Here is a 13,801-nt window from a genome sequence, read left to right as displayed (position 1 = left end):
TCGGTATAAATCAAATTTACATTGGAGGGGAGATTTGAATAATACTGTATGAAGACCTTTTTTAGGATATACCCATATCTAAGCATCTTAAGAGATATACTTAAAAAAGAATTTCGAGGATTTCAAGGATATAAATTCAGTCATAAGCGGGAAAATTGTAAAAAATAATGTTTCACGGATATTATTAAAAGAGTCTTAAAGCATAATGTTAATTTGAAGAGTATTATTATGAGTTCAGTTAAATATTTCTTGGCCGCTGTTGTGCTGTCAGCCTTGGCCTTCGCCTCTCAGCCGCCGGAGGCTCTTATATCTGCTTATTCAGGCAAAGCCGTTTGGAACAAGGGCAAATCAGAGATGAAATTTATCTCCTCGGGAACGATAAACCTCGACCGCCCGAATTATCGCAGCCATTTCTGGGATGTACCCGAAGAGGTTTCACGCATTGTTATCGGTAAAAACTGCATCGTAACTGGTGCATTCCGCACCTCAAGCGACTGCACGATAGAGGGCAGAGACAGAAACACCTCAATCGTTTACGGGACAGACCAGCAGAAATGGGCAGACAGCAGAGGCTTAAAGGCGTATGAGTATTCGCAGTTTCAGAATAGAGCAGGGGTGCTGCGTGTCCGCAATCTCACGGCTGTAAACCCGTTCGCATTCTTCATCAGAGGCTGGAAGAATCAGTGCCACGCGGAGAGATGCAGCTTTATAGATAATCGTGGCGGCTGGGGAAACCACTCAGACGGCTTCTCCGGCGGACACGGTTCAACAATCAAAGACTGCTATTTCGAAACCGGCGATGATGCGGTTAAATGCTATTTCGATATCGAAGTTTCCGGCGTAACGATAAAGATGATTCAAAACTGCGTCCCCTTTCAGTTCGGCTGGAACACATATCAGGATTCTGTGAGCAGAATCAAAGACGTAAAAATCCTCGGCGACTGGGGAAGGGGCAGGGCAAGGTCGGTGTTTCAATGGAAAAACGGGGAAGACCATAAGAAGGTGTTTATAGACGGGCTGCGGATTTTTAATCCAAAGGCGTCTCTCTTCGAGCTCCAGAGCAAGGGAAGGCTTGATATTGAAATAAAAAACGCATTTATCAATCTCCGCAGATACGGCACGAAAAACTTCACCGGCATCCGTACTATCTGCGGCTCGGAGGAACAGAAGAATTTGTATGTATGCCCGGCAGCAAGACGAAAATAACAAAGAACAGATAAACTATAAGCTATCTTGCAGCATAGTTTTATGAGAAGAATTTATCTCAGCAGTCTTTATTAGCAGTGAGACCGCTTTAGAAGCGTCGTTGATAATTTCCCTGTTTAGAGTATATTTTCACGCTGTATTATAATTTGAAAGGATTCAAGTCTTATGGCTTTAGGTATTGCAGAGCTGATACTTCTCGGTCTTCTTGTTGACTGGCTGATGCGTTTTGCCCGGGTTCCCGGGCTGGTTGGTCTGCTGCTTCTGGGCGTGGTGATGGGGCCGCATTTTCTCGATGCAGTAAACCCCGCCACAACTGCCGTATCAGCGGACTGGCGGATGATTGCCCTCGTGGTTATTCTGCTTCGGGCTGGGCTCGAGATGAGCCGGCAGGCACTCGCTCAGGTTGGGCTCAGGGCAGCTCTTATGGCGTTTATACCGTGTTTGTTTGAGGTGGCCGCGGTAACTCTTGCCGCTCCGTACCTCTTGGGGCTCACTGTGCTTGAATCTGCGATGCTTGGTGCAGTTCTTGCGGCTGTTTCGCCGGCGGTGGTTGTGCCGCTTATGATACGTTTCATCGAAGAGCGAAGGGGGGAAGACAAGGCAGCTCCAACGCTTATTCTCGCTGGGGCATCCTGCGATGATGCGGTAGCGATTGTTCTCTGCGGGGCGTTTATCAGTATGTACACAGGAGGCGATGTGAGCGTTGCCTCGGAGCTTGCGGGCGTGCCTGTTTCTATTGCAGCAGGGATAGCTGCTGGGTTGGGGATTGGCTTTGTTCTCTGCCGCTTCTTCGAAAAATTCAACCCCAGGGCTACAAAACGAGTGCTTATCCTGCTGGGGCTTTCGATAATAATCCTGAATCTCGAAAATTGGATTGAGGGTTTCATTCCGTTTGCCTCTCTGCTTGCGATAATGGCAGCGGGCTTTATCATCCTCGAAAAAAGAGAGCATATCGCCCACGAGCTCTCAAGCAAACTCGGGAAGGTTTGGGTGTTTGCCCAGCTCCTTCTGTTCATATTCGTGGGAACGGAGGTCAATGTGCCCGTTGCTGTGAAGGCCGGCCTCTCGGGGGTAGGGGTGATATTGACAGGGCTGATCGGAAGGAGCGTTGCTGTGCAGCTGTGTATGATTAAGAGCAAGTTCAGCGCCCGCGAGAGGCTCTTTCTCACGCTCGCCTATCTTCCCAAGGCCACAGTGCAGGCGGCAATCGGGGCTGCACCGCTCGCTGCAATGAAAGCGGGCGGAATGGATACTGGACCGGGCGAGATTATCCTCGCTGCCGCTGCGATGAGCATCGTTATCACGGCTCCTCTGGGCAGCATAGCAATCACATGGGGCGGCAAACACCTGCTTGCCCAATCTCCCCAACAAACTAAATCACCTGCCAGAGACGGAGACCGTCCCAATTAGTGTGTCTAAAGAAAAAGGGATTCCTTTTCTAAGCTATATGCTTAGTATGTTAAAAAAAAGTCAAATTAAACAAAAAGGAACCCCTATGAAAAGGAATTATAACACAATTTTGGAAAAAGCGGTTGAAGATTTTCTTGCCCACAGCGGGAAAAGTTTGGAAGATGCAATTCGGATTACATTCGAGACTATTCTCAAAGCCGAGCAGGATGAATTTTTGGGTTACGTCAACGGCTGCCGGAAAGACAAATCCACGAGCAACAAGCGTAATGGTTACCGTCAGGCTTTAGTCCAGGGATTGCAATCCACTTTCAGGATAAACATTCCCCGAGATCGTCTTGGTAATTTTCAGCCATTTTTTCTTGATCTGTTAAATTCTCAGAGAGGCAAATATGATAATTTAGCCTTTAGGTTATACAGCAAAGGCCTTACGACTCGAGAGATCGAAGAGATTTTCCAGGAGCTTTTCGAGCAAAATTACTCCAAGAGCAGCATATCTCGCATAACCTCGAATTTCACAGAATACCGCAAGCTCTGGCAGAACAGGCCGCTGGATGAAGACTGGTACATCATTTACATTGATGCGGTAAAGGTAAAGCTTCGCAGGGACAAGGTTTCCAATGAATCGATGTACGTTGCTTTAGGGCTAAAGGAAGACCTAAGTCGAGATGTATTAGGTGTTTACAATATACCAGAAGAGAGCAGCGAAGGCTGGCATTCAGTTCTTAAAGACCTCAAAGAGCGTGGAGTAAAGAAGGTTCTTTGCTTTGCTGCAGATGGTCTAAAGGGTTTGTCGGAAACTGTGAGCAGGGTTTATCCTTCAAGCGATTTTCAACGTTGTCTTATTCATAAGCTTCGCAATGTACTCAGCAAGGTTCGCCAAAATGACAAGAAGGAAGTTGCCTCAGATTTCAAAGCGGTCTTCAAGCTTGAAGATGGCAGCTACCGTTTAGAAGATGGTAAATGCGAGCTGGATAAATTTGTGAAGAAATGGGCAAAGAAGTACAGCAGTTTTGAGAATATTTTCCCTGAGCAGGAGAGGGATGATTATTTCACATATTTGAAATATCCGACTAAACTGCATCGTATGATGTACACCACCAATTGGATAGAGGCTCTTAACAGGATAATCAGGAGAACCGTTAAAATACGCTGCAGCTTTCCTACAGAAGAAAGTGCGTTGAATCTGATCTGCGCCCGTTTAATGGAGCACAGTGAGACGAAATTGATGAGGTATAAAGTTACGAGTCTGTTTGCATGCAAGGATGAACTTGATACAATGGCAAAAGAAAGGCGGAAAATTTCACCTCAGGGTACCCTGAGGTGAAATAAGGAGCTAAGCATAAATGCTGAAAAGATCCTTCAGACACACAATTTGGGACACTGCCCAGAGACGCCGCAGTAGAGAGCAGATAACACGGTTATAAACAGAAAGATTCAACACAAACTCAGATAATTCAATCCGCAGAGATTCTGCGCAATGAAAAAGCGGGGAGATTTTGGCTCCCCGCTTATAAATTCCGGCGTTAGTGCTTTACGATTTCATATTTACAACAATCTCAACACGTCTGTTCTTCTGTTTTCCGGAAGCTGTTGCGTTTGAGGCTACCGGCCTGCTCTCCCCGCAGGCAACCGCACGGATCTTAGAATCCGGAATCCCCTGATCTGTGAGGTATCTAAGCACAGAAAGGGCTCGCTGGGCGGAAAGTTCCCAGTTGTCGTCCCAGTCTGATTTTCTTATCGGGTCTGAGTCTGTATGGCCAACCACATCAATCTCCTTGCCGGCATATTCGCTTTGTATTACAGAATAAATATGGTTGAGGTCTGCATTTCGTGCACTTTTCAGAGAGGCCTTGCCCGGTGCGAAAAGGATCGTATTTTGCAGAGTTACTGTAATAGTGCCCTTGTCGGCATCAAACTCCACTTCATAATCCTCGCCGAAGCCGGTGGCGTCTTCGGGGGTCTGGTTGAGGTCTTCAATTTTAGACTGCAGCTCTGCAATCTCATTTTCCTTGCTCTGGAGCTCGCTTGAAAGTGAGCTTTTCGCAGCGGTTGCCTCATCAAGCGAAGACATACAGTTGTCGTATCTTCCCTGAAGATTCTCATACTGCACATTCAGCCCTTCATACTTCTTCTTCCAATCGGTGCAGCCGGTAAGAACCATCGCTGCAACTGCAAGCACAGATAACTTTAATAATGCTGATTTCATTTTAACTCCTGTAAAAGAAACTATTATTCTATTTACCGCCAGAAGGTTTTCTCAACCGAAATTACGCTTCAGCCGGCAAACCCCATTGTTTTTGAAAGCCATTCAAAAACGGCATCACGGAAAATAATAACAAAAACCGCCGCCAAAGACAAGAACGGGCCGTAAGGAATTTCCTTATTTTTTTTAGTTATAAGCTGAATCACGGTGAAAGCGAGGCCGAAAAATGGTGCTGCAAAGAAGATTACAACAGCTGGAAGCGCCCCGCAGAAAACACCGACAGCCCCCATCAGATGAACGTCTCCAAGCCCCATAGCCTCTCTCCCGAAGGAAAGAGTGCCCATGATTCGGGTGAGCCAAACAATCCCAGCGCCCGTGAGATACCCCCCGGCTGCACCGAGCAGGGTTGATATATGCGGGTTTGCAGCGAGGTTCTCCCAGCATTCCAGCGGAGTGAGGAATTTCCACCCTATCACGCCAAACAAAGCCACTGGGATAAGAAAGAGAAATTCCTTCATCATTTCTTTGCGGTCGTTGAAGCCCGGGTTCTCTGATATATTTTCCTGCGATTTATTGTTTTCGGTTTCGAGCTCAAGGCCTTCGTAGCTTGGTTTTATGATCCCCGCATCCAAAAGGATATTTGCGGCTAATATTCCCAAACCGCTCCCTGCGATCAATCCGGAAAAACGAACTGTGGAGTATGGAAAAAGCTGGAACTCTGCAATCTGCCAGTATTCGATGAAAAACGGGGCAGCTGCGGCGGTTAGAAGCCCGAAGAGCGTTGCGAAGATGCAGAGCGACATCGGTATCAGATACATCTCAAGGTCTATAGCGGAGGCCGCTATAAGGCAGCAGAACAGCACGGCATGAGATAAATACAGCCACCAACCGCCTCCGAAGAAATCAACAAAATTTGTTTGTGAATGCGAAAAGCTAATTGTTCCTGCGCTGAAGTAGAAGAAATACAGAAGAGCGAGGAATGAAGCTGTTATAAACTCGATAATCACGTATCTGGGCGAGATCTTCGCCCCGCAGCCGCTGCACTTTCCCCTGAGAACAAACCACGATATCAGCGGGAGATTTTCCCGAAGCGGTATAAACTTCCCGCAGCTCGGGCAGAAAGACCGCCTCTCCGAGAGGAACACCCCCCGGGGCAGCCGATGTATTACAACGTTCAGAAAACTGCCTGCGCAAGCCCCAACTACGAACATATAAAGCATTATGCCCGCTGTTACGAGCCAATCACCACATATCAATTTCCAGCTGCAGATCAATATCGGCAAGCTCCCGAACCTTATCCCTGATTTTTTCGATAAGCCCGATTATATCCGAGCTCGTGCAGCCCTCTTCTGCGATGATAATATTGCAGTGTTTTTCGCTGAGCTTTGCCTTTCCGTTTTCGGCGCCTTTAAGCCCGCAGCTCTCGATTATCTCGCCTGCAGAGCGGCCTGATACATTCCTGAAAACGCAGCCTGCTGTGCGGCGGTTTACCGGCTGATGATTCTTCTTGTAAATCCATATTTCCTGAACCCGCTTGAGAAGCATTTCCGAATCGGCAGGGGTGAGCGAAAGCTCAACGGAGGTGATAATTGATTCGTATATATTGTTTTGACGGTATGAGAACACAAGCTCTGGTTTGTGTTTGCTGAAGGTGCTGCCCTGCATATCCATAAGCTCTACGGATTCAACAGACGTTCCGATTTCCCCAAAACTTCCGCCTGCATTCATCTTTACAGCTCCGCCTAAGCTTCCCGGTATGCCGGTGAGCGATTCGAGCCCCCCAAGGCCTTCCCGAACCGATTCAAGTACAAGATTGCCCAGATTAACCCCGCTGCCTGCGATGATTGACCCGCCGCGGAATTCGAACTTGCTGAAATCGCCTTCCAGCTTCACTACCAGACCCTTCACGCCCTCATCACGAACGAGAACATTAGAGCCCTGCCCGAGGATCTTTATATCCAGATTATGCTCGCTCGCCCTTGCAACTGCTCTGCGAAGCTGATCAATATTTTGAACCGGAGCGAAATATTCAGCGTTCCCGCCCACTCCATACCAAGTATAGCCCGCGAGCGGATAGTTCTCCTTCACGAAATCCAAATCAGAAAATAGGCTCATTTTTTCCTTTCGATGCGATAAATATTCATCTCAAAGCCGGGCTGATTTCAGCTCGGGCTTATATTATAGAAGAGTAAGTTTTTCGGGCTTTCAGTCAAGCAAAATCGAATCCCACACAAACCTCGTGTGCGACAATTTTTTTCGGGCCTGAGCAAAAAACTGTATAAATTTAACTTCCTGCAAACATTAACTCTGTTGACATCTAAACTGCAAATGATATAAGATTTGCAGGGCTTTTGTGAAATTTTATTAATTTAATGGGTTAAAGAATGGCTATTGTAAGGTTTTTAACATTTTTAACAGTTATCTCGTTCGCCGCAAACTCAGCGTTTGCAGAAAACATCTCCCTCAAAATCAGCCCTGAAAGCAGGCAGGGGAAGATCAGCGAGGAGCTGATGGGGTTCAATGCGATATACTGCTGGAATCCCAAAGATTTCTGGTACTACGAAAACAACATTGAGCTTTTCAAGGAGCTCAATACAGAAGTTCTCCGCTATCCGGGAGGCGAGGTAAGCGATTACTTCCACTGGAAGCTCCCAACCTACGACGGCTGGCACGATGCATGGAAAAACAATCCGGATTTAGACCCAAAGCTCGCCCCCGAAAACGATAACTACATAACCGTCGATGATTATATCGAGCTTTGCGAAAAGATAGGCTGCGAGAAGATGATTGGTGTGAATATCGATTCCGGGCTGGTTTTCAACCGCAACGCTGATTCTCTCCGCGAGGCGATGGAGTTCGTGAGATACTGCAAGGAAAACGATTACGGCGTTAAATACTGGTATGTCGGCAATGAGCCCTATCACGAAGGCTCGCGGATCTCTGTCTCGGCAGAGCAGTATGCAAGGATAGTAAAGAATTTTGCCTCACGGATGAAACGCATAGACCCTGATATTCAGATTATCGTCAACTGGAAAAGCGGGGTGTTCAAAAACAACAACTGGAATCAGATCAGAAAAATCATTGAACACGCAGGCGAGTTCGTTGATGTGCTGGATGTGCACTGGTACTGGAATTGGGGCAAGGCGAGCTGGAAAAGCTGGCTCTCACAGAAGCCGATGAGCCAGAAGAATCAGTGGCATCCGAAAGCCCCGTCTTACGAGAAAACTATCGAAATCTTCCGCAGCAGGGCAGAATCGTTCGGAAGGGATATAAAATTCGCCTCTCTGGAGTGGAACGTGGGGCCGAAAGACGAAGGCGAGGATCTAACAGCAAGGCAGTGCTCCCTGATGCAGGCTGAGATGATGATGCAGTTTATAAACGGCGGGCTCGATATCGCCTGCATGTGGCCAATTGATACGCCGAACAGACCGAATGCCAAATTCAGCGGGAGAAATCTTTTCGAAGGAAAGGATAATCCCCAGCCTGTATATTATATATTTAGGCTGCTGTCAAATGTGATGGGAAAAACGCTTATAGAATCGGAACCTGAGGATTTTACCCTCCCCTCAGCAGCAGCGATGGATGAATCCAGCGGAAAGATTTACGTTTTCGCCCTCAATAAATCTGAGCTTGAAAGAGAACTCAGTATCGAAATTCCATCAGAAGGCAACTTAAAGGTATCCGGCAAGCAGGCAGCGCCTCTGGAAACAGATAGCGAGAAGATAATTTCGCCTTTGAAAACATCCATCACAAAAGAAGGCATTAACGCAGTTATGAAACCGTACAGTTTTGCAATGTTTGAAATTGGCAGGTGAAAACTTTGTTTGACCCTCGCTCAATACTTTTAGTTATAGACAGAACAAAAAGCAATGGACGAGAGCTGCTCAAGGGAATCAGCAGCTACGGGAGGGTTGTAAAAAATCTCCGTTTCAAAATTATTGATGCAGAAATCGCCACAGAGCTCAAAGAACACGCTTTCATAAAATACGTCTCACAAGAGGCGAAAGGCGTTAGCGGGATAATTATGGTGGAATCTGTTTATATCGATTCGCTCCCCGATTTCGGAGTGCCGACAATTCTCGCTTCCGCTTCAAGAGGCTTTGCCAAAGGCGATTATCTGATACAGGTGAACAATCAGATGGTTGCGCGTGAGGCCGTCAAACACCTCGTTAGCTACGGACATTCATACTTCGGATACGTTGGCCTGCAGGATTTCGACTGGTGCAACGCAAGATTCGAGCATTTCAAGCAGATAGTTGAAAATCAGTGCAAGGGGCTGCGGAGTTTTTTTTACGAGCCTCCCGGGAAATACACAATGAAGGAGCCTTTCCGTGCCGGGATGGAAAAATGGCTTGATTCTATCCCGAAACCTATTGGAATATTTGCCTGCAGCGACTTCTGCGGCAAACACGTTATAGAGGCCTGCAAGAGGCTGGATATTAAAGTTCCTGATGAGGTTTCTGTGCTGGGAGTGGATAATGATGATCTGATCTGCAATTTCACAACGCCGACACTCTCCAGCATAAACCTGAAAACCAGAGACTGCGGCTTTGAAGCTGCAAAACTTCTCGTGAAATTGATGGATGGAGAGAAATGCCCGCCTGCAACGCTCCACGTTGAACCGGGGAGAATTTCTGTAAGGCAGTCAACAGATTTTATAGCTGTGAGAGATCAGAGCGTTGCAAAAGCCCTTCGATTTATTAGAGACAATGTTATGCTGCCCATACAAACAGAAGATGTTTGCGATGAAGTGTGCTGCTCAAGGCAGTTCCTGTACAACAAATTCAAAAGACACCTGAAATGCTCTGTACACGATTATATCCGAAGGTGCAGAATCAGAAAAATCTGTGAGCTGCTTATTGAAACAAATATGACTATCTCCGAAATTGCCTATAAAATGCACTTCCCAGACCCTGACCACGTATCAAGGTATTTCAAGAAACAAAAGGGTATTTCACCAACGCAGTACCGAAGAGACCTCCGTACTGAAAGAACAGGCTGAGTTTACAAATCGGTGGAAAATGTGTGAATTTTGGCGGTGTTTTTGCCTTGGGATTCGCTTTGCAAGGCGGTAAAATCAAACCTGTAGTGAAATTCGTATTGTATTTTTAAATTAATCGGAGGCGTACTATGAAAAAAATAGTATTCTTTTTATTGCTGTTTTCCGTTTTAGCAGCAGGCGAAACGTTGGCAGCAACTAATCATTACTGGAGCGGCGGAAGCGAGCAAGACAACTTGATTAATAATCCCGATAACTACTGGGACGACAAAGGCGTTCCGGCACCGGCAGACACCCTCTTTTTTGACAACAAGTGGAATCCCCTGATGGAGATGGACTCAACTGTTGATCTTGAGGTTGCTGAGGCTTATCTCGGAAAAGCCACTGTTGACGGTGTTTTCGAGATGAATGTATCCGGCGGAAGCCTGCATGTCAGCGATAAATTCGTGATGTGTAAAGATAATAGAAGCGGTATGGAAGCAACTCTCAACATGAGCGGCGGAACGATTTCCACCGGCAGCTGGTTTACCCTCGGCGGCAACACAAAAGCTGCTGTCAACATGACTGGCGGGCTGCTTGATGTGGGTACAAAGCTTGCGATGGGTATGTACGGCGATGCTTCGGGGGTCTTGAATCTCGACGGCGGCACCGTTATGGCTGGAGAGATTGATATCGTAGGCCAGAGCACAACAGAGCCTACAAAGATTAACATATCTTATGGAACTCTAAAACTTGAAGGTGATAAGGTATCGGATGTTCTAAGCTTCGTCAGTGCAGGAAAAATAGTTTCCACTACTTCCTATGATGTAACTGCAAGCTATGATTCCAATTTGGATCAGACACTTGTAACTGCTCCGGAGCCTGCAACTCTCGCTTTTCTTTCTGCTGGTTTTTTTGCTCTCAGGAAGAAACGCAGATCTTAATTTGATTTTGCAGTTTTTAAGACCGTCTGCTTAAAGCGTATGCAGTTAGCATAGGGAAAAGCTGTGTTTACAAATCAGTGAAAAATATGTGAATTTTGGCGGTGTTTTTGCCTTGGTATTCGCTTCGCAAGGCAGTAAAATCAAATCTGTAGTGAAATTCGTGTTTTATTTTTTAATTTAATCGGAGGCGTACTATGAAAAAAATAGTATTCGTTTTAACAGCACTTCTAATCTTTACCGCCGGCGCAGCAATGGCGGAAGACCATTACTGGAGCGGCGGAGACCCGAACAACAATCTCATAAGCGACCCAGACAACTACTGGGGCGACAAAGGCGTTCCTGCGCCAGGAGATATTCTTTATTTCGACAACAAGTGGAGTCCGCTGATGGAGATGGACTCAACTGTTGATCTTGAGGTGAATCAGGCTTATCTCGGAAAAGCCACTGCAGACGGTGTTTTCGAGATGAATGTATCCGGCGGAAGCCTGAATGTCAGCGATAAATTCGTGATGTGTAAAGATAATAGAAGCGGTATGGAAGCAACTCTCAACATGAGCGGCGGAACCATTTCCACCGGCGGCTGGTTTACCCTCGGCGGTCAGACAAAAGCCGCTGTCAACATGACTGGCGGGCTGCTTGATGTGGGCACAAAGCTTGCGATGGGTATGTACGGCGATGCTTCGGGGGTCTTGAATCTCGACGGCGGCACCGTTATAGCTGGAGAGATTGATATAAGAGGCCAGAGCACAACAGAGCCTACAGTAGTTAATATCTCCGATGGAACTCTCATTATTGACGGCGATCAAGTTTCTCAAGTTAATGATTATGTTAACAACGGAAAGATTGTTTCAACCAAGCAGGATCTCGGGATTGCAGCGGAATATGATGAAGAGAACGACGAAACCATAGTTACTGCGAGCCTTGAGCTTACTTTTGCAAGCAATCCGATCCCCGCAAACAACAGCGCAGGTATTGATTACGACCGCGATATGCTCGACTGGACTGCCGGCATAGAGGCCGATAAGCACGATGTTTACCTCGGTTATAATGAGGCAGACGTAGAGGCGGCAGACACAAGCTCCGATCTTTATCTGGGCAGAATAGACCCGAACGAGATCGCTGTTGACTACATTATGGGTCTCACGCACTACTGGAGAGTAGATGAAGTGAGCGCAGACGGCACAGAGATCTGGACCGGCGATGTTTGGTCTTTCACCCCGCAGGAAACGTTTATGATTGATGATTTCGAGGATTACACCGGCGATGAAGGCAATAGGGTGTACCAAACATGGCACGACGGCGTTGGCTATTCAACTCCCGTGGTTGTCCCGGGCAATGGAACTGGCTCGCAGGTAGGATATCCTGAATCACCTTATGTGGAACAGAGCGGCTTTGCACACGGCCAGATGATGCCGGTGTACTACAACAACGACGAGGCCCCATACTACTCACTGGTAACAAAAACGTTTGACACGGTTCAGGATTTCACCAGAGAGGAAATCCAGGCTGTTGGGTTCAATTTCAAGGGAAGCGAAGATAACGACGTCGAGCCGATTTATCTCATCTTAGAAGACGACCTTGGCAATCAGGCAAAGCTCAGCTACGCTGGTGATGTTGATGATATTGCTTTCGGCCCTATTGTAAACTGGGATTCAGGCTTCAAATTCAATGCAGACCTTGCAGATGCCTCCCCTCAGGGCGTTGATCTTACTCAGGTGAAGAAGATTCACATTCAGATTGGCGAGGAAACCGCCTCAGCTCCTGCAGGCAGCGGAATGGTTCTGATTGATAATGTTTCGATACAATCTCCTCGCTGCGTTTGGGACTCCACAGGCGACGGCACGCCCGACTCATTCCTCCAGACAGCAGACTTCAACCACGACTGCGTGGTAGATGAGGATGATATGCTGTATATGGCAGGTCAGTGGCTGGAATCAGAGAATGTTATTACCGCTGAACAGCCCGATCAGGCTCACAAACTCGTACATTACGACTTCAACGGCATAACCGATCCGAACACAATCTTCGATATCTCAGGAAACGGCTACGATGCCTATCCTTCATCAGCGGAAGAGACCGCAGTTGTTCAGTCTTCAGGCGGGTATAACGGCAGCGGCTATGCAGACTTCGACGGAAACTTCCACTTCCTCATCCCGGGAGAGGTCTTCAGCAGCGTTACAGATCAGGTTTCTGTTTCAATGTGGCTGAAGGTTCCTGATAACGGTGAGTGGCGTGATGTTATGAGAGCCTACAGGAGCGACTGGGGCGATCAGTCTGTAAGAATCAATCTTACGCCGGACAAAATAGTCAGATTCTTCTCAGGCTCAGGAGATGGTGAGCTGGATGGTGTTACCGAGTACTATCCTTCAGATGCAGATCAGAGATGGGTTCACTACGCATTTGTTAAAGATGCTGGTGCATCCAAGGCAACTATATATATAGACGGTCTGCCCGCTGAAATAAACTATGGCGCTGATACTGAGATTATAGGCAGCGAGATTGTCAATGCCAGCCTCGGCGGCGTTAGAGAAGGCACATGGTCTCGTATGGAAGGTGATATGGATGAGGTGCAGATCTACGACTATGCCCTTGCTCCAGCGGAAATCCTCTATCTTGCAGACGTTTCCAGCACAACGATCCCGCTTCCAGACAACAGCGCTGATGTTGATGACAGCGGCGAGATAAACCTCCCCGATTATGCACTGATGGCAGGCGAATGGCTTCAAACAGAGCTCTGGCCTGAACCGCTTTACTAATCATAATTACAAATAACTAAACACTCAAGGACGCAGGGACTCTTCTCTGCGTCCTTTTGTTTTTGTTAAGAGTATTTGTCTAAAACCCGCCCGACCTGAAAAATATTGGAAGTTTTCGAGCACTTTCACTGAAGAAAAATATCAATCAATTACGCAAAGCTCTGTCCAATAAATACTTGGGGAATGACCCGAATTATTAACGCAATCAGAAGCTTGGTATTCTGAATTTTTTTGGGCAAAATGCAGATCATCAGTGAATAATTAGTGCTGATTAGCGGCTGAAAAATTTCTCTCCGCCTTTTCC

General features: G+C 46.9%; 10 protein-coding genes. 7 read left to right on the top strand and 3 right to left on the bottom strand.

Annotated elements, in window-relative coordinates:
• The first annotated feature begins 228 nt into the window (after positions 1 to 228).
• From STSP1_RS03010 to STSP1_RS03000, 3 genes are all read left to right on the top strand, one after another.
• Entirely contained in the window at positions 229 to 1,206 is a 978-nt protein-coding gene (locus STSP1_RS03010; RefSeq protein WP_085754931.1) for a hypothetical protein, read from the top strand.
• A gap of 165 nt (positions 1,207 to 1,371) precedes the next feature.
• Complete coding sequence (locus tag STSP1_RS03005; protein WP_085754930.1) at positions 1,372 to 2,616, top strand: cation:proton antiporter domain-containing protein; 1,245 nt, start codon at positions 1,372 to 1,374, stop codon at positions 2,614 to 2,616.
• A gap of 85 nt (positions 2,617 to 2,701) precedes the next feature.
• On the top strand, positions 2,702 to 3,940 hold the full coding sequence (locus tag STSP1_RS03000) for an IS256 family transposase (RefSeq protein WP_161491578.1): 1,239 nt from the start codon (positions 2,702 to 2,704) through the stop codon (positions 3,938 to 3,940).
• A 207-nt stretch (positions 3,941 to 4,147) separates the two neighbouring features.
• On the opposite strand, the gene STSP1_RS02995 is transcribed toward STSP1_RS03000, so the two are convergent.
• From STSP1_RS02995 to murB, 3 genes are all read right to left on the bottom strand, one after another.
• Entirely contained in the window at positions 4,148 to 4,822 is a 675-nt protein-coding gene (locus STSP1_RS02995; protein ID WP_085754928.1) for an OmpA/MotB family protein, read from the bottom strand.
• Between the two features lie 68 nt (positions 4,823 to 4,890).
• A complete protein-coding gene (locus tag STSP1_RS02990) occupies positions 4,891 to 6,075 on the bottom strand; it encodes a prepilin peptidase (RefSeq protein ID WP_123806962.1) in 1,185 nt (394 codons plus the stop codon).
• Positions 6,062 to 6,934: a UDP-N-acetylmuramate dehydrogenase gene (gene murB / locus STSP1_RS02985; protein ID WP_085754926.1), complete on the bottom strand. Its 873-nt coding sequence runs from the start codon at positions 6,932 to 6,934 to the stop codon at positions 6,062 to 6,064. Before murB ends, STSP1_RS02990 begins: the two co-directional genes overlap by 14 nt.
• A gap of 269 nt (positions 6,935 to 7,203) precedes the next feature.
• Here murB and STSP1_RS02980 point away from each other — a divergent pair, with 269 nt between their 5' ends.
• From STSP1_RS02980 to STSP1_RS02965, 4 genes are all read left to right on the top strand, one after another.
• On the top strand, positions 7,204 to 8,634 hold the full coding sequence (locus STSP1_RS02980; RefSeq protein ID WP_085754925.1) for a hypothetical protein: 1,431 nt from the start codon (positions 7,204 to 7,206) through the stop codon (positions 8,632 to 8,634).
• Between the two features lie 5 nt (positions 8,635 to 8,639).
• On the top strand, positions 8,640 to 9,821 hold the full coding sequence (locus tag STSP1_RS02975) for a substrate-binding domain-containing protein (protein ID WP_085754924.1): 1,182 nt from the start codon (positions 8,640 to 8,642) through the stop codon (positions 9,819 to 9,821).
• Positions 9,822 to 9,949: 128 nt separating this feature from the next.
• A complete protein-coding gene (locus tag STSP1_RS02970; RefSeq protein WP_085754923.1) occupies positions 9,950 to 10,741 on the top strand; it encodes a hypothetical protein in 792 nt (263 codons plus the stop codon).
• Between the two features lie 194 nt (positions 10,742 to 10,935).
• Positions 10,936 to 13,497, top strand: a complete 2,562-nt coding sequence (locus STSP1_RS02965) for a LamG domain-containing protein (RefSeq protein WP_085754922.1) — start codon at positions 10,936 to 10,938, stop codon at positions 13,495 to 13,497.
• The last annotated feature ends 304 nt before the right edge of the window (positions 13,498 to 13,801 follow it).

This window comes from Sedimentisphaera salicampi (assembly GCF_002117005.1).
Taxonomy (GTDB): Bacteria; Planctomycetota; Phycisphaerae; order Sedimentisphaerales; family Sedimentisphaeraceae; genus Sedimentisphaera; species Sedimentisphaera salicampi.
Note: the sequence above shows the minus strand (reverse complement) of the source record. Positions and strands in the feature narration are given on the sequence as shown.